Here is an 18403-nt window from a genome sequence, read left to right as displayed (position 1 = left end):
ACGCTCGCTCACATCCGGTGAGCGACCTCACTCAAGGCGCAGAGAGATTGTGGTCTTGATCATGGATGCTCTGAAAGTTGGGGCCACTCTGATCCACGCTGCCGTCGTTTTCTTCAAAAACTGAGTCGGCTGCAGGAGTCGATGGCTTGCCCCGCTGATACGGCGGGGCAAGAACGTTCAGCCTAACGCCAAGGGACGATTCCAGTGGCGTCTCACCGTTGGCTCTGAAAGCCCCAGCATTTTGGCAACCTCGGCACGGCTGTGCCCGGCATCCTTCATTGCTTGAATGGAGACGGTGACCTGCGCCGCCTTGGCAACCCGAGGATGAGGTTTTTTCTCGGGCGCGGCATTGATCGCCCTGTTGAGAAGTGCCATGGCGTCCAGATCGGCTTGAGCAGCCGTCAGGACATCCGCAGCCGAACTTTGCTCGTGAGCCGCGTACATGAGGGCCAGGAACGCGACAGGATGCACCTGCAGCGATTTGCAGATTTCATCGAGTGAGTCCGTGGTCAGGGAAGACTTCCCGTTTTCCACCAAGTTGATGTGTTGGCTCGTGATCGTGCCGCCCAAGGCTTGCTGGGACAATCCACGCTCTGTTCTCAGAAGCTGCAGCGCTGAAGCCAAGGCGTTACGCAAGGACATTTCGGGCCTACTTACAAAACCGACGATATGCCGCGTTTGCTATGCGTCACTCAACTCTATATATTTGGTCGAGTGACGATTAGCGTTCAGGCTGTCTGACAGCCGCTGTGGTCGCGGGGCGGCAGCACATCAGCTTGAGATGGCGTGGTTGGGGACGTGACATCGGTCATGCGACCGATCCACGACCAATATATAGATAAATCGAACTTGGGCGAATTTCGGTTTCGACACCGGCGTTATCGTTGGGCGCCAGGATAGATTCGGGCCAATAGAGGTGACATCCGAGTGATGCAGCGCCGTGGTTTAAATCCGTACTGTGGCCCGTCACGTGCTGATTCGGCAGAGGGTCTCGTGAATTGAATAATGTCGAACCTGCGCCTGTGGTTTCCCCAAGTCATGTCTGAGCAAAAGGAGGGTTTTAGGGCGGCGTATTGGGTTAAGTCGTTTGGTGCTTCCCTGAACGACCTCAGGTTCTACCGACTTCCCGCCGTCGTTGAGCGGGCGCGAAGGGCTGTTTCGGATACAGACATCGTCGGCTACCTGATCTGTGCGTTGGAGAGGCCTCCTCGGATGACAGGCCTGCTCTTTTGCGATCATCGCAACGTCTTGCCAGAGGGGCTGCCTATCCACACTCCACCTATATCCGATCGATATTGGGAGGAGGGTTATGAAGTGGTGGTGGCGGACGATGGTGGGCGGTATGTCGTCGCTCATTGGCTTCATGAAAATGGCGCGCTGGATCGTTTCGACAGGGTTCACTAAGAGGCCAGCTGGCCTAGTTTCAGCATTTTGAAAATGAGGGATTCAGGCAGTGGGGGTTCCATCCAGCGTATTAGTGGCTCAACGAGTCGATTTTGGGTGCCCCATCACGGGGTACTTGTGTTGCACCGAATTCAAACCTCCCTTCCTGACAGGATTTGTCTTCAACGACGCAAGGCGCCGCTTCCAGCAGGGTGCGCACATTCGGACTTCTGCGATTCAAAAGGTGTTTCTGTCCGAGGGGTATCTGCTGTGCCAGACGCTGTCAGGCAGCACTTACGTGATTGTCCACTGGCAGCATGAGAACGGTGAAATGCCCTTGGAACGGGTGCTTCATTGAAGACGAGGTTGGTCAGGAGGCTGCTGCGTTGGGTGTTCAAACTCAAGCGCTGCAGCCCTGAGGAGCAGGCAAACACCGATTCACTGAAACGCCTGAAGACACTGAAATGTGTGACGGTCGAGTCTCGATCGATGCTAGTGAGGTGATCGATCAGCCTGGCTATCTCCAGGCGCGACGAGAGGCCGCCGCGTTGGTGAGACGCGCGCCTTTTCCTCCGGCCCTGAGTCATACCTGGCAGACGCTGAACGACCTCGGGATAAACCGTCTATCGATGCAGGTAGCTGCTGAGCTGCTGATTCCGAAAAGGGGTGGCCTGACACTTGATGAGGCCCTCTTGAGGTTGCGCGATGTCTTGGCTCAACGAGGTAAACCATGAGCGATGCGACAAACACAGTAATCGATCTGCTCACTTGCGCTGGAACGCCACTTGATGGCTTCTCCGGATCCACGGAGGAGGCTGCGGCAGCCGTGGAAGGAAGGCGAAAGCCTTTCTGCATAGTCAGTGAATGGAGAATTATCGACGTCCAAGTGAACGATGACTTGCGACGTTCCCTGGCCCAGGACGGTCTCTCTCCTCAGATCGTCTACGCGAGCAACGTGCTGTTTCACAGCCAGCATAAGCGTGATCGCGGCGACTGGGTTCGAACAACGTTCATGAAGTCATTCACAGATGGGTTTCTGTTCGAGAGCGTCAACACGTTATACGTGCTCATGGGGCCCGGTACTCGGGTTCGTGGGACAGGGCAGGCGGTGCTTTCAATCGGTAGGTGATCTCCCTGCTTCATTCTTCAAATTTTCGGGTCGGTGGCGCGCAAGTGCATGGCCCGCTCCCATGGCATGTGTCGGACGGCATTTTGAAAAATCATTTAGTAGCAGAGTTGCTTTACGGTGGAGCACAGGTGGTTGACCGATCTGCTCGTGCTTGACGAAGATGGCGTCAAAAAGCGGGCGTTAGGCGTCCGCTCTCAACAAAACTTCAATTACCAAGGTTGACATCTGATTGCCCATAATCTGTAGCAATCTGCATCTAGAGCAGGGACGTGCTCGATTTCTTCTGACCATCGATAGGGATAGTGATGATGGGGATTCACCGCCTCGTAGTGCTTGGCCGGTTTTTGCTGATACCGGTATTCCTGAGCGGCTGTGCCGCGTTCAACCAGACACCTGATGAGGTCGTAGTCCGGGAGCCGGGCCATCGACTGTTAGGCAAACCTGTTCCCAACCAGGCCGAAGCGAAGACCCATTGGCAGTATGCATGGTTGTCCGACGTCGCCTACGCGCGGGCTGTCGATGGAGAGTCCAAGGACATCTGTACTGCAACCAGTGCGGAAAAAGTCGTGGCGAGCCATGGGTGGAAGCGCTGGACTGATTTTCCAATCGCCAATGGTCATCTGGACAACGTGATGCGTGAATCCCACCTGCGTGCAGAAGTGTGGGAGAGCCGTGAGCTCAAGCAGGTCGTGGTGGCATTCGGCGGAACTGAGGCCAAAAGCGGTAAGGATTGGATGTCCAATTTTCGTTGGATCACGTTCAAGGTCGACGATGAGTACACCCTCTTGGTCAAAAGTTTCGGCCCTGCGTTTGTTGATGAGTTTGCCAAGAGGTCTCAAACCGAGCAGGGCCAGTGGTTGAAAGACGCAAAGCTCATTTCGACAGGCCACTCTCTAGGCGGTGGTCTCGCTCAGCAGTTTGCCTACGCGCTGCCTGTTTCTCCCGGGCACTTGAAGGTGACTCAGGTCTATGCATTTGATCCATCCCCGGTCACGGGTTTTTTTAGCGTGGATACTGCAACCCGTGATGTGAATCGTGTGGGGCTGTCCATCGACAGGATCTACGAGCGAGGTGAGATTCTCGCGCTATTGCGATCGTTCACCAGCCTGTTCGTTGAGCCATCGGCAGTCGATCCCACCATCCGAGGCGTTCGCTACAGCCTGCTGGGTGGTATCAACATTGTTGAAAACCATTCGATGCACAACTTCGCCTGCGCCATGCAGAAGGCCTCAGGTACGAGCGTGAGTGAGCTGAAATAACAGGTGAAGCTCAGATGGCGAACATTGCCGTGGGTTTTGGCTCAGCCTTCTGCAACCTAAAATATCATCTTCCTGGCGTCGCACTTTAGGGCCGCCTGCGCATCACCGGCATACAACATCTGTCACGGCAGCCCGTGCTTTCAGCGACCTAAGCGATACCAATTTTCCACTTGTCGATGTTCAAGGCTTTCTTCTTCGCTATTTCTTCAGAACTGAGACGTTCTTGGCTTCGATATTCGAATATCTTGCGGATGATGCGGGGGATAGCCACTTGAGCGCGCACTTCCATTGGCAGGTCAGCGACAGTGTCGGTTAGCGCGTTTCCGAACATTTCTATGCGCTTCTGTTTGATAGCCAATATCGATGCCACATGTTCCTCGCTGATGACGGTCGAGCACGAATGATGATCTCCATCGGGTAACGTCAGCCGCAAGTATGTTTTGCCAAAGCTATTTTCCTGCGCTCCCAGCCCCAAATGTCCATTCAGAAAACCTTGGATGGCCAAAGGCGCGTCATTCTCCCACACCTTTAATATCAATTCGGACACGACAGGGTCGGTGAGCATTAGCATGACTCCCTGCACCGCGAGCGCCTCTGCAGCCTTCAGCTTCTGCAACTGCGTGCGAAGGGCAACTCGCTCCTTTCTTTGCTCTGTGGTCAAGTCTCTTCCCTCGAAGTGCCTGAGCGTTTCGAGTAGGGCATCACTTTCTCGCTGGCGAATCACGATGTGACCGTCTGGCCAGTCGTAGAGATCCTGGACGAGCTCAGCGACGCTGAGCTCAAGGTCACCTCCGCTGAGCTCCAGTTTTCCGTTCGACATCATCCAGGTGGCAAGGAGTGGAGAGCGAGGTGCCCCGCCGCCAGCAGGGCCGAAATGCTTGTTGGCTACTTGAGGATCCCGCGTTGCGCGACGAACGATCTCTGCCCAACCAAGTACCACGACCTCAAACTTGCCCTGTTTCTGATGTTGCTCATTGAGCTTGCGTACATGTTCGAGCGTTGCTACATCATCCGGCGCAGTCGTCAGAATGTAGAAGGCTTTCAGGGCAGGCTTGAACTTCATTGCCTCTGCAATTTCATCATCAATCTCACGAGGCTTGAGCTTGCTCGCAGGCCAAATTGAGCGTTTCTTACATTGAATACCGATGGGGTACACAGCGCCGTTGCGGCCAACGATGTCGACCCCATTCTGGCTTTGGCCTGCCCGTCCGTGCCTGACCAGTGCGGGATCCTGCCAGGCAGACTGAAAGACGTCCGCACAGAGCTCTTCGAACTGCTCCCACGATCGAGGCGGGGCGTAATCGGCATGGACATGGTTTATCAAGTTTGCCTCCTTGCATCAGGGTAAATGGGTGCCAATGACGTGGAGCAATAGGGCCAGTGATTGTGATGAAGTGCGGGTCACTTTCCGAGGCGCCTATACGTACTACGCATGCGCCATTGCCACTCCCTGAAGCCATGGTCATGGCCTGATTAGGCAGAGCGCGCGTCCATCATTGGCGGCAGCCGCATAGTACTGCGGATGTTAGCCAGTTGGTTGCCTACCTTGCTGTGCTGCGGATTAGAAATATCTGCCCAACCCGGCGATTGGGCTACTCTTTATCACTATATTGATTTCGCCAGACAGGGATCGTCTAAACGTGAAGCGACTACTTCTTTTAAGTGGCCCAATGGCCAGTGGCAAGACTTCAGTATCCGCCTCCCTCCAAAAAATCCATGGTTTTGTCCCGATCAGCAGTGGCTCATTTCTGCGTGCCCAACTGGCTGCTCGAAACGAGCCACTTGATCGTCATCGCCTCCAAGAGCTCGGCGATTCTCTTGACGAATCAACCGACTTCTCCTGGCTTATCGAGTCGGTGGCAAACCCGGCTATCCAGGATCAGCCAGCCGTTGAAAACTGGTTGCTGGATGCCGTGCGCAAGCCCAGGCAAGTTGAGTTGTTCAGACTCCGTTTTGGCGACGCAGTAAGGCACGTACACATCACCGCGCCCGAGACTGTCCTGCAGCAGAGATACGCTGCGCGCGGCGCGACTGATCTCAACGAGTACATCGCCAGCGTGGCGCATCCTAATGAGCAAAGCGCCCGCTCGCTGGCAGGTTTTGCCGACAAAACTCTGGACACTGAAGAATACACCCCGTTGGAAATTGCAGATCAGATCATGGATATCTGGGAGAAGTAGCGCATGGAAACTCGGCAAATCGTGGTGATCAGCGGCAAGACCTGCAGTGGTAAGAGTGAGTTGGCAGGTCTGCTGGAAAAGGAATTTGGCTTCGCAGTGGTCAGCAATCGGCGGCTCACTGATGATCCCGAGTGGCGTCTGCGGATGGATCAGCCACAAATGATTGATCGACGACGCGAATTTGGCGATGTCGATGTGGATCAGTGGATGCTTCTGGAAACCCAGGCCATGTGCGGGAGAGAGGAGGCTGGCCGACCATTAGTCGTTGATCATCTGGATACGCTCGCGCAGGTATTGCAGTTTCGACAGGCTTTCGGGGCCGATCTTGTGCACGTCCACCTGTACGCCAGTGACCCCACGCTTCAAACGCGCTACGCGAAACGAGTTGAAGGTCAGTCGGATCCCTTGCCCTATGATCAGGTAAATCAGCTCAGGGATGAGGCCGAAATCCAGGCGCTCAAGGATGATGCCGACGTGCGCATTTATACCGAGCGCTCCGATTCGAGTGACACGCTTGTTCGTGTCGCTGCCCGTTTGCATCTGTACACGCCACCCGAGATCAGGTGTGTCGACGTACTCATTGGTGGGCAGTACGGAAGCGAGGGAAAAGGCAACATCGTTGCGTACCTCGCGCGTGAATACGACGTGATGGTGCGCGTAGGTGGCCCCAACGCTGGGCATACCGTGGCGAGCGCCGTCGGCACGTTTACGTACCATCATCTGCCTTCAGGGTCGCGTGACGTGACAGCGCGACTACTTCTAGGCCCGGGCATGACCATTCATTTGCCTGGGCTTTTGAGGGAGATAGAGGAGTGCAATATCGGCCCTGATCGCTTATTCATTGATCCCCAAGCAACCATCATTGAAGAAGAGGACATTGGAACGGAGAGGGAGGGACACCTTGTCTCAACTATCGCATCGACCGGAAGCGGTAGTGGAGTTGCCGCTGCGCGGCGAATTCTGAGCAGGGGTCAAGATATCAGGTTGGCCAAGGACGTTGATGAGCTGCGACCGTATGTGGGCACTCCCGGCAGTTATCGCGGCTCGACATCAGATCGTTTGGAGGAGGCTTACCGCAGTGGCCAATCCATCCTGCTGGAGGGTACCCAAGGCAGTGGGTTGAGCATTTTTCACGGAGATTATCCGCATGTGACCTCGCGAGATACAAACGTTGCGGGATGCCTTGCCGAGGCCGGAATATCGCCCAGCCGGATCCGCAAAATCCTGATGGTTGTGCGACCAATGCCGATCCGCGTTGGCGACCCGGACGGAAACGAAGGCCACACCTCTGGACTGCTCAAGCACCCTACGACTTTTGATGCAATTGCCCAGTTCGCTGACCTTGAAGCTGATGCGTTAAATGCCGCTGAGTTGACCTCTACGACGCATCGCAAACGCAAGGTCGGCTGGTTCGAGTGGGATCAATTTCGAAAAGCGTGCGCTCTCAATGCACCGACTGACATCGTCCTGACCTTTGCGGATTACCTCAAGGCTTCAAACCGCAACGCGCGCCGATTCGAGCAACTCGATTCTGACACCATCAAATTTGTTGAGGAGCTTGAGCGCGTTTCCCAAGCCCCTGTCTCGTTGATCAACACGCGGTTTACCCGAGACCCAGACCCTAGCGATTTGCGATCGTTGATTGATCGTCGAAACTGGACTGCACGTTCGGATAGGAGGTAACAGATGGATCTGAACAGGCTGATCGAGCTTTACCCTCGGGTTTACCACATGGCCGAATGCGGTGCCTGGGACAGCATTAGAACGCGAGGATTGATGAGTGCCACAGCCGTCCTGGATCACCTCGCAGTAGCAGGTGGCGACCGTGCTCGATACGAGAGCGAACATCGTGGGGTGAAGATGGATGTAAGGGCTGGAGACCCGTCCCACATCGTGCTCCGTGACCAGAAGCCCATGCCTGAGGGGCGCTTGATCAGGGCTCTCTCGGATGGGACAACACCACGCCAGTGGTATGAGTTGATCAACAGCAAAGTGTTTTTCTGGGCTGAGGAGAGGCGTCTTCATGGTCTGCTCGGCGCTCGCGATTATCGTCGTCTCGAACATGATGTCTTGACGCTCGACTCGTCGACCTTCATTCCGGCATATGCCCACGCTATTTGGCTGTGCCACATGAACTCAGGCAACACTTGGCCAATGCCTCATCGTCGCGGCACTGAGATCTTCCGTAGAATTCCAGACTATCCGGTAACACGCACGGGCAAACCTGTGAAAAAGGTCGTCGAGCTGGTGGTCGATTACGCCGTCCCCGATATCGCGAACTTCGTCATCGAGGTTCGGCGGATGCGCGGTAGTGAGGTCTTGGGCGTCATTGCTTAGCGCCCATCTGTGGAGAAGTTATGCCGCGACGTCGCTTGGCCTCTCGCATTCTGTTGATCGGCCCCACTGATCGACTGCTGCTATTCAAGATTCAGTACAAGGCCGGTGCCTTGGCGGGGATGACTTACTGGGCCACACCCGGTGGGCAGCTCAGGGTGGATGAGTCTTTCGAAGCGGCTGCGGTGCGAGAGCTTATGGAAGAGACCGGGGTGGATGTTCAGTCCGTTGGGCCATGCATTGCGCGCCGGGAATTCCCGTGGAAAACGCCTGACGGGGAGGATGTGCTCGCGATTGAAAACTACTACGTGGCGCGGGTAGACATCGAGCAATGTTCCTCTGACTCATGGAGTGGGCAAGAGCGCAGCGCAATCGGCGAAGTGAGGTGGTGGTCGCAGGCTGAGCTGGCCGAATGCGACGAGGATGTTTACCCGTCGGATCTGATGAGTCTATTCGCCAAGGCCTTGGCCATGGGCACTGAGTGAGCCCGGCGCGTGTAAGTCGACGGTGGATTTGGCACTAAAAGAAAATCCTCATGCTGCGCTAAAAACTGTTTTAGATCAGTAAGTTATGTTTGCTTTAGTGCCAAATGCCGCGCTCAGGCATTTTTCTCAGTTTAGCCAGCATTTCGCCCGGATATGCGGCCTGTTTGGCACCGAAATTCCGCTCTAACGCCCGGATTCTCTGGCGGTGCCAAATAGACCGCTTGGCGGTGCCAAATCCGCCGCCTCCTCACATGTGCTCATCAAACCTTGCTGACCTGGGTTTTCAGAACGAGTGTCAGAGTGAGTCGTCGGGTGGTGAAGGTCTTGTAACGTCCTCCCGGCGGGGCAGGTGTAGGAGCTTTGGTGTTCGCTCGCCACATCCCGAGAACGAGAATCTCGTTATCCCTCTCGATGCCCTTGAACCACGACGGATCGCTGGCCCAGATGCTGACCTCCAGACCAATACCATTAGCAGGGTCTTCCGAATCGGCTCGGAATCTGTTCATAAGCAGGTTGATGACGTTTTTGGATTCAACACCTTGGATGGCGTACCTGACGTCTTTGACTCGACCCTGAATCGCAATCGGATGCTGAACCGTGTTTTGCGAGACTGCATGGAAGGCTTCCATGTGACGCTCAGCCTCGAAGTAGAACTGGCTCCAGGCGACGTTCACGTTACCTTCGAACACCAACTCCAGATGCTCTTGCAGATCCTGATCGTCAGTACACGCCGCACGCAGCTTCAGAGCTCGCTTCGCGGAGTTGATGTAGGCCGGCAGGCGGCCAGAACTTGATGCGTAGGTTTTTCCGGTGCCTGCGCGGTTATCGTTGCCGCCGTTGCTCTTGGATCTGGATGCCTCTTCCAACGCCTCTTTGATCATGACCAGGCGCATCCGGTAACGATTGTTGCGCAGGCTTTCGATGAGTCCGTCAGACGTTTTGGCGATCTCGACGATTTCGCTGTCGATGCCGAACCGGCAGCCCTCAGAGTGAGGACGTTTGGGGTACAGCCGAAAATACCCGCTCACCAACACGGGTTTGTCGTAAATCTCTTTGGGATAAGGAGGGTTATGGGTGACGTTGACGCCACAGTGCTGGCACTTGAGGGGCTCAGCACCCTGACCCTTTTGGTATGTCTGCGCGTCCCATTCAACCCCGTTCTGATCAAGGGCGTAGCCCATTTTGATGCCCATATGAATTCCTTATCCGACTCTGTCTGAGCGGAACTTTGATTTCAAAAGTCGGCAGGCTGTCTTCAGATGTGCACCTGCCCAGTGAGCCGCCACGGGATGCGCGGGTAGGGGCTAGTGTACAGAGGGAAGGCTCTAGGGCAAGGCTTCCAGGTGCGACGTATAAAGCGATAGGGTCTTGGCCAGTAGCGATCTGGGGAGGCCGAACGATCCCTGTTCGACCTTGCTGCAGCGCAGCTTTAATCAGCTTTTATGCTGTCTGCTAGTCCGCCCGGCCTGTTTAAGTGAGGTCTGGACTGCCAGCATCGTGCTTACTGACCTTTCCAGCACTGTTTGAGCCAGGGGAGCAGTGGGAAAGCCGCCAGGGCAAGCAGGTGTTCTTTGTACTCGCCTATCTGCTGCCAGCTGAGGTTTCGCGACAGCAGCCCCGATACGATCACAATGACCACGAGCGTTGGCCAGGCGCTCAACACCAGACGCATCCAGTTAAGCCCAGTGAATGCCTTGGCGATTTCCTTGTATTGCCGACGGTAATCACGACCGATGTACATGATGTAGACAAAGCAGCAGATACCTGCGACCTCAGCTGCGAATGGTGTGACTTTCACGTTTGCCAAAGCCCACATGAGCCCGAGAATCATGCTCGCGAGGCCGCTCAGTTTATTCATGTAGCGGTATGCAGTCTGCATTTCGGGTGTGGTGATGCGAGGGTCGATGCCCGTTACCGGCGTCATTATGTCTTTGCTCCATTTTCCGTGGTTAATGCCGGAAGCCCGGCTTCACCAAAGTACTTGGGCTGTAGGATTTGGTTCTACTCAACTCGGTGTAGTTGCTTCTTATCGCGCGCTTCGGAGAGTGACTGGTGCAATCGGGTGCTTACTGGTCTGGCGGATTGATCGCCTCATGACTGGATCAGATATCACTCCGAGGACTTTGGAAGTCCTAGGGTGCGTCTGATTAGCGCTTTTCCCGCCACTGCCACCTCATGGGTAAGGGACGTTGCAGTTTCTCGCGTTGGAAATCAAAGACGGTCATGTCCACTTGCAAATCGTTACTCGCGTGCCTGCACCGGGCTTTGTATCAAGAGCGAAGTCATCGACGAGCCGTTTGGCACCGGTCAGGCCCAAACCCATGCCATTACCCGACGTCCAGCCATCTGTCATAGCCATTTTGACATTGGATATACCCGGGCCGTCGTCTCGAAACGTAAGGCGAACACCTGTGCGAATACCGTCTTCGACGATCTGCCAGTCCATGTCCCCACCCCTGCCATAAACGATCGTGTTGCTAGCCAGCTCGCTGACGGCGGTGACCAGTTTCGTCAGGTCGATCAGGCGCATCTCGCAACTCTCTGCGAGCCTCTTGGCATGCTGACGAGCCCGTACAACGTCATCTTTGGACTGGATGGGCTGGGTGCCGTTACTGCGTACCTTCATGAAAAAGTAGCTCACTCCTTACAGGTATTCGTCACGTAGAACTCAACTGGATATTCATTCGCAAACTTGTTTACTGGGCGCAGCCACAGGCGCACTTACGCTGGCTCGTTTTTGGAGTCAGTAGTCCCCAGATTTTGCCGATCATGAAAGGTGCTGAGAGCGTCGTTTACGCCAATAACCACGATCAAGGTGGTGGCTCATGGCCTCTATGCAGATTCGGACTGCAAGACGAGAGAAAAGTCCCATATTTTTTATGTGGTCAGAATCGTCCACCCCTGAAGTCGGCGGAGCTTGTCAGCAGGCGCGTTTGGCTGAACCGTGGCGCTCGGGTTGGATGCAGCGTATGAGTCATGCCCTCGATATCGAGGAATGCCTATCCACTGGTGAGGTGGGTGGCCGCTGCACCCACTTGGCAAAGAGGTAGCTCAGACGAGCGAGGGCGTTGTCATATCTGGGTGATCAGACGGGAATCGGGACGATACCTGGCTGAAGTAAACTCGCAATAGTTTGCACGAGCTTTCCTACTGGCCAAGGCTTGATTAGGAAGACAACGCCCTCTGGTAGATCGGACGATTCTTGCTCGTAGCCGCTGGTCAAAATAACTGGGATTTTCGGCCATTTGCTTCTGAACATCCGAGCGAGTTGGAGCCCAAGAATCTGACCTGGCACGCCGTGTTCGGCGAGAAGCAGCGAGCAGTGCCTATGGCTATCAAGGACGTGCATCAACGCATCGTCGGCCCGTTCGAAAAGCACTACCTTGGCGCGCATACCCATGAGGATATCTGCCATCAGTTGCCTCAAGACGTCATTGTCTTCAACCACGACGACTTCGCCGCTTATGGGAAGCATGCCTGCCCAGTCTGCAATCACGTTGGTAGCCCTTGCATATGAAGGTGCGCGGATGTTGCGGAGTGCCCAGCGTGACGGGGCCAGAGGTCGAGTAGACGCTTTTAGAGAAAGTCTGAATTAAGCGTCGGTCTGGAGGGGCGAGCCCAGGAGGGAACCTACGGGTACCACCCTACAGCATTCTATTGGCAGAGCGGCGAATCATTTTCAGGGGGTGAAATATCGATTCTCGGATAGGGTTGGACTAGCCATGGGCAGCGGAAGCCAACGCATGGAGGCAAACCTATTTTGAGGAAACCCGTCTACGTTTTGTGTTCAAAGCGACGGCAAATCGCGTCTAGGTCGTCCTAGGGTGCTCGCTTTTGCCCTGAATAACCGCATCCCGCAGAATGTTCGAATTGCGCACTGCGATCTGACTCGTGCTGCCGGGCCTGACACGTTCGGCAGACGACCACCCCCGCTGAGACGCGCCAGTGGGTGTTCCACTCAATCAGATCCTCATTCGCCGTCATCATCTAGAGATCCTCCTGTCCATACACCATTGATGGATAGGTCTTCAGCTGGTTCCGCCTTTGAAAAATTGGGATGACAGGTTGCTCAATCTGCGTCGTTCGGGTCGGAAATGCTAAGTAAGGGGGGCGGTAACGATGGCAAAAGATGCCGCTTGTTGAGGTCGACAGGATTGGCCAACTCATTCACCTTGCCGTCGACGTAGCCGATCAGCGATCTGATCGGGTCTCCGGTCTAGCCAGTCAGCAGGTTTGTCAGGCGTCGAGGTTCAGCGCTATCTGCCTGACCATTTCGAGTGGCTGCTTACTGTCGATTACAAAGTAGACGAGGTCGCGCTGACTGCGAGGAAGTTTTTTGACCACATTCTTGGCTGCGGCCCTGACGCCGGCATCTGTGCCATGGATCTTCGAGGCTAAAAGCAGGACGAGGGTGGCATGGGTGAGATTCATGGTGGGTTCTGGGTACTGGCTAGCATCTGGATGGGCTTTTTAAGCGGTGTAGGATTCTTGCTTTAATGTATTTGCGGTCAACTTAGGTTGAAGAGAATGTATGATGACTATTATTGGTGATTTGCCTGAGCAAGCAACTATCCGTATCGCTCGCTCAGGCTAAGCGTCCACTGGGTTAAAGATCCTGAATTTCAACCTGGCGGAGTGCGCCGCTTAACACTGCTTGGGAGAGGACGGGGGATATTCCGCCATGCTCCTCGGTTGAGTAAATTTCCAGAATTCGCTCAGCACGGCTTGCGCCGAGATAAATCTGTGATACGAATTTTCTTTGTGCCGCAGCTGCGTAAGCACCTTCAGGAACTTCATCTTTGTTTGCTTCGATTAGGTATACAGTATCAAACTGCAATCCTGCAACATACTCAGGCATGCTGAAGATAAACTTTCTGGTGCCTTTTATTGTGGCCATGGCATCGTCGCGTGACGATATGGTAACAAAATTTTCCCTGAAGGCAGAGTACTGAAGATACTTACCGAAGAGTTCATTGCTTGCGCACAAGATTGCAACTCGGCCTGACTTCCCTAGCTCGCGTTGCTTGTTTCGTGCACGGACGAATACGTCCCGATATACAGCGTTTGTTGATGGCATATTGCAAATGATAGGCACAGGCCCATCATCGGTCTTGGATATGCCTGTGTATTGTGGCCAATCGTCATCAAGATTTTGCCCAGGGAAAGATGCATCGATTCGTGAAAGCGCCTCTGCTATCTGAGGAGTATAACGGAATACGTCCACGAGCTCGATCTTCTCAACGTTGCCAAGTTTTGCATCTCTCCATAAATCAAGCTGTTTGGTCTCAATGCTGGGAAGCTTTAGGAAAGTGTCCCTTGGAGATTGCTTCGCATCATATGCCATAAATACTGAGGGAGCAGCGCTTGACGAACGCATAAGATTTCGGAACACCATCCGCTCCTGGCGATTAAATAAATGCAGTTCGTCCACAAATATTAGATCGTAGCCATCCTCCTCGCGAGTGGCTTCCCAACGGAAACTATCCAGATGGTTCAGGAAATCAGTAATCATCTGATCCGATCCAATTGCTTTCATCTCTCTGAGCTTTAGTCGAAAGGCGTCATAGAGGTTCAGCATGACGTCCCGCTCTTCTTTAGAGTTTAGAACCATCATCCACGCTTTTCGTTTCTCGCTCAGATAGGTCGCGCGCCGATCGCTTCCGCTTTTAACTCCTTCGGCATCTAAAACGCAAGCAAACTCGTTTAGCACTTCCCATAAAAAGAAACGGCGCTCCATTGAGTCCTCAGGAGCTTCAATATATTTTATGAATGGGGTGCTACACCCTGATTTGTATGCTATCCAATTTCCAGATTTGTATTCTCTAATCACGTCGTTGAGAACATCCGCCTGGAAGCTTTTTCCTTCATATCCGTCAATTGATACAGGGGTTAAGCCGTTTAGGTCATACCGCATTTGCATATCAGCTAGCGAGTAAAGCGTATTTACCATTAAAGCTGGTTTGTCTGATGCGAGCAGCTCAATTCCAAGGCCAGGTTCCAACTCTTGGATCAATTCCTCAACTGTCTGGGCGGTGTCGTAGGCGTTTGTTAAAAACAGAGCTCGTTTGGGTTGCCCGTCCGCAAGGCTTTTCTTGAGTTCTTTAATGCACTTTATAGCCATCGCGAGCGTTTTGCCCGTCCCTGCGGGCCCGACCAGGCGAACGCTATTAGTCAGCGGATGGTCAACAAACTTTCTCTGAGCCAGTGTCAGTCTTCGGTCATACCATTCTTCAGCTGTTAGAAAGTCTCTTGTGACATTTGGAAGTGCGGCATCCAGTTCGACCTCATTTTTGGCTAAGCGTTGTTGCTTGATCTCAACCTCTTCCGCCAACGCACCAGGAACTCCATCCAGCGCTGCGTGCCAAATTTCGCGAGGAGGTACTATCTCGGCTAGTTTTTTTGTGTTTTCTAAGTCTAATTGAAATGCGAATACATGATTGTTAGCGTGTTCGAGTATTATTCGGCCCGCGTTGGTCTTCCCACCTTCATCCTTGCGAATTTGCCTATCTGCTTGAAATACTAGCAAACTTTTGTGATGGAACGGTCTCCACTTAGGCGGAATCGATCGTGTTCTGCCTGTTATTATTCTGGTCGTGCACCGAATTAGCCTCCCAAGCGCTTCCTCTCGAACCTCACTTGTCATGCACGTCAAAGGCCCCTCTGAGGCCAACGATATAGTGAGAAGTGCGTCCTGAGGTTGGAATGCGGTTGATAAGATGTACCCATGATTGCTAAATGTTACGCACTTGTGCGTGTCGGTGGAAGTTGGCAATTCCAGGTTCGTGGAAAAAACACCTATGTCAAACTGCCCGGCGCATATCGCAAATAGCGATTTCTCATCAATAGTTAAAGTTAGCATTCAGTTTTCCATCCTTCACCTGTCAGTCCATTGATCGCTGTCTTTCGTCTGGTCTCATATTCAACTGACATACCTATCTTGGAGTATAATGATCCAAACGCTTGAGATACTGCATATTTTATTTCTGGCTTCAGGCGAGCAATTCGTAATAGGTGTAAGTTAAGTGTCGCGTCAGGAGCCTTTAAACGAATCATATTAGGATCTAGCCCGATGATTTCTCTGAGCAGAATTACTGCGCTATGTCCAGGGCGCTCAGGGATCTCAGGCAAAAAAAAAGCGTCATCCGGCAATGACTCTTTCTGTGCGGAGCTTACAGTGGTAGCGATAACTTCATTAACAGATATCCCCCCGCTGAGGGATTTGAATACTATATATTTTTCCAAGTCGGAAAGGCTAGCCTCTTTCTCCAACTTTCTAAAGGCTTCGTAAGAGGGTGTGAGTGAGTTTATAAAGCGCTCTTTACGATCCTCCTTCACATTAAGTTCATTGGCGACGGATTGGGGGCCGTCCCTCAAAAGCCAAGCTAGTGTGGCATCTTCTGTTAAACTGCTTTTCGCTTCGATCAGAATCGAATGCCATTTCACAATTTGTGAATGTAGCTTTGCTTTTTCATCACCAATTATTTTTAATAGTTTTTTTTCACCCCATATCTCTCTGAGATATTGATCATGGGTTATGACCTTCAAACCAGCTAGCTGGGCTCCGAATTTTTCCTTACTGATATCGCAGTCGGCAGTAATAACGAGAAAAGTCGATTCGATGCTACCGGTTTGTTGGTCACGGCAGATTAATATGTCTCCTTGCCGAACCGGTATTTCTGACCCGGGGGTCAACCATTCCATGATCTGTCCTTATGATCGTTGTTGATGGCACGATGCTATTGCTAAAACTACCCGTTCAGCAAGAATGCGTCCATACCTGACCGAGCTTATTTATCGGCCCTGTTGGTAGACCGTATCGCCTTGCTGAGAGAAGGTTGTCAGATATGCCTTTCAGCTACTTGCACAGGCCAGCGAAAGTAACTTCACCCCGCAGCGATCGAGCGAAGCGAGGAGTTCTGCACACACACACACAGCCATTTGGATAAGCATCTCAGTGATCTCCTCCTGCGAGAACCCCACGGGAGCCTACAGAATCAGGGGTCGAGGTTCAGCGCGATTTGCCAGACCATTTCGAGTGGCTGCTTGCTCTCGATGACCAGGTAGATCAGTTCGCGCTGACTGCGAGGGAGTTTTTTGGCCACATTCTTTGCTGCAGCCCTGACGCCCGCATCCGTGCCGTGGATCTCTGCGGCCAAAAGCAGGACGAGGGTGGGGCCTCAAACTAGGGGGAGCTTTAGCTTAGATGCCAAGATCCAGCGCAAATTTTGTGTCTCGTAGATGTGGTGGCACAAGCGTAGGTGGACACAAACCTAACGCTGCCGTGGTCAGGTGGTACCACACCGGCGTTTGAATATAGAACGCGTCCTGAGCGGCATTTTTGGCGGCCACACCCATCGGGCGCAACACGCGCATCAAGATCTTCATTATGCCGCGTGGGTAATCACCACGCCCGTTACAGTCCGACACCGCTTCAAACGAAAAGCAGCCCAAGTCAATTTTGTGGCTCGTCACGGTTCGAGTTATCCAGGCATGAACCTGCTTTTTGCTGTAGCACGCGGCAACAGTAGCCCATACCCATTCAACATCCCCGAGATCCCAGCCATCCGACAAATCAAGCATGGTTTGTGCTCGGCGCGATGGTGATTGGTGTCTGGGTCGCGAGTGCTCTGAGATTTAGGATGTCGAAACTCGCCGACTTGGCGTGCTCGACGCGCTGCGCAGTCCGCACGTTCAAGACCGTGAGTTCGGCCAAGGTCTCTTGTGACCACCGAAAGACCTCGCGCATTTTACGGATGAGCGCGGCGAGTTTTTCAAGGTTCAACTGGCGAGGTTGGCCAGACGTGGTGCTGTTCATTGTTTCGCTCCATCGGAAGGTTGGTAGGGCTCATGATGAAGAAGCTACCAATGACTGGACAGGAGCCCGACAGGCGCCTGGTCGAGCAGCCAGGCGCAATTTCCTCCTGGCTGGTATATGCCGACGACTTAAGCGTCGTCGGTTCTGGGCAGCTGACTCAGGAATTTCCGCCCATCCTCGATTTCATGTAACGCTTCTTTATCCGCGATCAAACCATAGGAGCTCCAAAGCCCAGGAATGTCTTTCGCCGGAACGTCAAATATCTTAGCCACTCCTTTGAACTGTTCGCGCATTGTGCGGTAGACCGCGAGCGTCGTGTTTAGATACAGACTTAGCTTTCTGATGGTCTCCTGGGCGTTTGCATCCACCAACGCATTCGACTGATCCCCCGTTTTGATGCTGCTTAGCCTGTCTTTCAACAAATTGATCTGAGCGTTGAGACTTGAAATCTTCAGCAATGCCTCTTCTGAAACCATTTCGGGTTGCTCAAGCGCCTCGCGGCTCTGATGGAAAGTCGCGTCGACCATGCGCCTATAGTCATCATTACGCAGCAGCGTGATGTAGCTGAATTTGCGCACTCGTTTGTTGTAAAAAGGCGTAGTGGGATCCCCGGCTTTAGCCTCGCGCACATCCGAGATGACAGCTGCCAAGGCTTTGCAATAGTCAGTAACGTTGCCGTACTTTTGAGCATCTACGTACCGCAAAGCCTGTTGGAGCATCTTCTCAATCTGAGCAGACCGGGCAGCTACATACTCATCGAACCTGGAGGGCTTCTTTGAGGGTTTGCCCTCACGATTATTCTTCTTCATTCGTAAGCC

Annotated in this window: 19 protein-coding genes; 7 read left to right on the top strand and 12 right to left on the bottom strand. The window is 53.4% G+C overall.

Going from position 1 to position 18403, the window contains the following annotated elements; all coding sequences use genetic code 11:
* Positions 1–177 precede the first annotated feature (177 nt).
* Positions 178–642 (bottom strand): helix-turn-helix domain-containing protein, encoded by a 465-nt coding sequence (locus tag NPS29_RS11295; protein WP_274132621.1) that lies wholly within the window; start codon positions 640–642, stop codon positions 178–180.
* A gap of 363 nt (positions 643–1005) precedes the next feature.
* On the opposite strand from NPS29_RS11295, the gene NPS29_RS11290 reads away from it, so the two are divergent.
* The 3 genes from NPS29_RS11290 to NPS29_RS11280 all read left to right on the top strand — a co-directional run bounded on the left by NPS29_RS11290 (position 1006) and on the right by NPS29_RS11280 (position 3771).
* On the top strand, positions 1006–1404 hold the full coding sequence (locus NPS29_RS11290; RefSeq protein ID WP_274132620.1) for a hypothetical protein: 399 nt from the start codon (positions 1006–1008) through the stop codon (positions 1402–1404).
* Between the two features lie 709 nt (positions 1405–2113).
* Positions 2114–2512: a DUF6957 family protein gene (locus NPS29_RS11285; RefSeq protein ID WP_274132619.1), complete on the top strand. Its 399-nt coding sequence runs from the start codon at positions 2114–2116 to the stop codon at positions 2510–2512.
* Between the two features lie 305 nt (positions 2513–2817).
* Positions 2818–3771, top strand: a complete 954-nt coding sequence (locus NPS29_RS11280) for a lipase family protein (RefSeq protein WP_274132618.1) — start codon at positions 2818–2820, stop codon at positions 3769–3771.
* 148 nt (positions 3772–3919) lie between these two features.
* Here the strand turns inward: NPS29_RS11280 and NPS29_RS11275 are convergent, their stop codons facing one another.
* Complete coding sequence (locus NPS29_RS11275; protein WP_274132617.1) at positions 3920–5095, bottom strand: hypothetical protein; 1176 nt, start codon at positions 5093–5095, stop codon at positions 3920–3922.
* A 316-nt stretch (positions 5096–5411) separates the two neighbouring features.
* On the opposite strand from NPS29_RS11275, the gene NPS29_RS11270 reads away from it, so the two are divergent.
* The 4 genes from NPS29_RS11270 to NPS29_RS11255 are packed head-to-tail and all read left to right on the top strand — an operon-like array spanning position 5412 to position 8770.
* Positions 5412–5951 carry an AAA family ATPase gene (locus NPS29_RS11270; RefSeq protein WP_274132616.1) on the top strand — a complete coding sequence of 180 codons (540 nt, stop codon included), beginning with the start codon at positions 5412–5414 and terminating at the stop codon, positions 5949–5951.
* 3 nt (positions 5952–5954) lie between these two features.
* The gene (locus NPS29_RS11265; protein ID WP_274132615.1) at positions 5955–7634 is read left to right on the top strand and encodes an adenylosuccinate synthetase; all 1680 of its coding nucleotides are present in this window, start codon (positions 5955–5957) and stop codon (positions 7632–7634) included.
* Positions 7635–7637: 3 nt separating this feature from the next.
* A complete protein-coding gene (locus tag NPS29_RS11260) occupies positions 7638–8288 on the top strand; it encodes a DUF7002 family protein (protein ID WP_274132614.1) in 651 nt (216 codons plus the stop codon).
* Between the two features lie 20 nt (positions 8289–8308).
* The gene (locus NPS29_RS11255; protein ID WP_274132613.1) at positions 8309–8770 is read left to right on the top strand and encodes an NUDIX hydrolase; all 462 of its coding nucleotides are present in this window, start codon (positions 8309–8311) and stop codon (positions 8768–8770) included.
* A gap of 260 nt (positions 8771–9030) precedes the next feature.
* On the opposite strand, the gene NPS29_RS11250 is transcribed toward NPS29_RS11255, so the two are convergent.
* From NPS29_RS11250 to NPS29_RS11205, 10 genes are all read right to left on the bottom strand, one after another.
* Complete coding sequence (locus NPS29_RS11250; protein ID WP_274132612.1) at positions 9031–9963, bottom strand: hypothetical protein; 933 nt, start codon at positions 9961–9963, stop codon at positions 9031–9033.
* A 308-nt stretch (positions 9964–10271) separates the two neighbouring features.
* On the bottom strand, positions 10272–10694 hold the full coding sequence (locus NPS29_RS11245) for a hypothetical protein (protein ID WP_274132611.1): 423 nt from the start codon (positions 10692–10694) through the stop codon (positions 10272–10274).
* A gap of 297 nt (positions 10695–10991) precedes the next feature.
* On the bottom strand, positions 10992–11396 hold the full coding sequence (locus tag NPS29_RS11240; protein WP_274132610.1) for an anti-sigma regulatory factor: 405 nt from the start codon (positions 11394–11396) through the stop codon (positions 10992–10994).
* 459 nt (positions 11397–11855) lie between these two features.
* Positions 11856–12266 (bottom strand): response regulator, encoded by a 411-nt coding sequence (locus tag NPS29_RS11235; protein WP_274132609.1) that lies wholly within the window; start codon positions 12264–12266, stop codon positions 11856–11858.
* Between the two features lie 740 nt (positions 12267–13006).
* Positions 13007–13201: a hypothetical protein gene (locus tag NPS29_RS11230; RefSeq protein WP_274132608.1), complete on the bottom strand. Its 195-nt coding sequence runs from the start codon at positions 13199–13201 to the stop codon at positions 13007–13009.
* 175 nt (positions 13202–13376) lie between these two features.
* Positions 13377–15296: a UvrD-helicase domain-containing protein gene (locus tag NPS29_RS11225; protein ID WP_274132607.1), complete on the bottom strand. Its 1920-nt coding sequence runs from the start codon at positions 15294–15296 to the stop codon at positions 13377–13379.
* A 326-nt stretch (positions 15297–15622) separates the two neighbouring features.
* The gene (locus NPS29_RS11220; RefSeq protein WP_274132606.1) at positions 15623–16471 is read right to left on the bottom strand and encodes a hypothetical protein; all 849 of its coding nucleotides are present in this window, start codon (positions 16469–16471) and stop codon (positions 15623–15625) included.
* Positions 16472–16969: 498 nt separating this feature from the next.
* Complete coding sequence (locus NPS29_RS11215; RefSeq protein WP_274132605.1) at positions 16970–17350, bottom strand: hypothetical protein; 381 nt, start codon at positions 17348–17350, stop codon at positions 16970–16972.
* Positions 17343–17585: a hypothetical protein gene (locus NPS29_RS11210; protein ID WP_274132604.1), complete on the bottom strand. Its 243-nt coding sequence runs from the start codon at positions 17583–17585 to the stop codon at positions 17343–17345. Before NPS29_RS11210 ends, NPS29_RS11215 begins: the two co-directional genes overlap by 8 nt.
* Positions 17586–17713: 128 nt before the next feature.
* The gene (locus NPS29_RS11205; protein WP_274132603.1) at positions 17714–18394 is read right to left on the bottom strand and encodes a hypothetical protein; all 681 of its coding nucleotides are present in this window, start codon (positions 18392–18394) and stop codon (positions 17714–17716) included.
* Between the last annotated feature and the right edge of the window lie 9 nt (positions 18395–18403).

The organism is Pseudomonas putida (assembly GCF_028682175.1).
GTDB classification, from domain to species: domain Bacteria; phylum Pseudomonadota; class Gammaproteobacteria; order Pseudomonadales; family Pseudomonadaceae; genus Aquipseudomonas; species Aquipseudomonas putida_AD.
This window is presented reverse-complemented; position numbering and strand designations above follow the sequence as displayed.

Coding starts and splice junctions, on each gene's coding strand:
- NPS29_RS11295 (WP_274132621.1), bottom strand. CDS start 642: ATGTCCTTGCGTAACGCCTTGGCTTCAGCGCTGCAGCTTCTGAGAACA.
- NPS29_RS11290 (WP_274132620.1), top strand. CDS start 1,006: ATGTCGAACCTGCGCCTGTGGTTTCCCCAAGTCATGTCTGAGCAAAAG.
- NPS29_RS11285 (WP_274132619.1), top strand. CDS start 2,114: ATGAGCGATGCGACAAACACAGTAATCGATCTGCTCACTTGCGCTGGA.
- NPS29_RS11280 (WP_274132618.1), top strand. CDS start 2,818: ATGATGGGGATTCACCGCCTCGTAGTGCTTGGCCGGTTTTTGCTGATA.
- NPS29_RS11265 (WP_274132615.1), top strand. CDS start 5,955: ATGGAAACTCGGCAAATCGTGGTGATCAGCGGCAAGACCTGCAGTGGT.
- NPS29_RS11260 (WP_274132614.1), top strand. CDS start 7,638: ATGGATCTGAACAGGCTGATCGAGCTTTACCCTCGGGTTTACCACATG.
- NPS29_RS11255 (WP_274132613.1), top strand. CDS start 8,309: ATGCCGCGACGTCGCTTGGCCTCTCGCATTCTGTTGATCGGCCCCACT.
- NPS29_RS11250 (WP_274132612.1), bottom strand. CDS start 9,963: ATGGGCATCAAAATGGGCTACGCCCTTGATCAGAACGGGGTTGAATGG.
- NPS29_RS11245 (WP_274132611.1), bottom strand. CDS start 10,694: ATGACGCCGGTAACGGGCATCGACCCTCGCATCACCACACCCGAAATG.
- NPS29_RS11240 (WP_274132610.1), bottom strand. CDS start 11,396: ATGAAGGTACGCAGTAACGGCACCCAGCCCATCCAGTCCAAAGATGAC.
- NPS29_RS11230 (WP_274132608.1), bottom strand. CDS start 13,201: ATGAATCTCACCCATGCCACCCTCGTCCTGCTTTTAGCCTCGAAGATC.
- NPS29_RS11220 (WP_274132606.1), bottom strand. CDS start 16,471: ATGGAATGGTTGACCCCCGGGTCAGAAATACCGGTTCGGCAAGGAGAC.
- NPS29_RS11215 (WP_274132605.1), bottom strand. CDS start 17,350: ATGCTTGATTTGTCGGATGGCTGGGATCTCGGGGATGTTGAATGGGTA.
- NPS29_RS11210 (WP_274132604.1), bottom strand. CDS start 17,585: ATGAACAGCACCACGTCTGGCCAACCTCGCCAGTTGAACCTTGAAAAA.
- NPS29_RS11205 (WP_274132603.1), bottom strand. CDS start 18,394: ATGAAGAAGAATAATCGTGAGGGCAAACCCTCAAAGAAGCCCTCCAGG.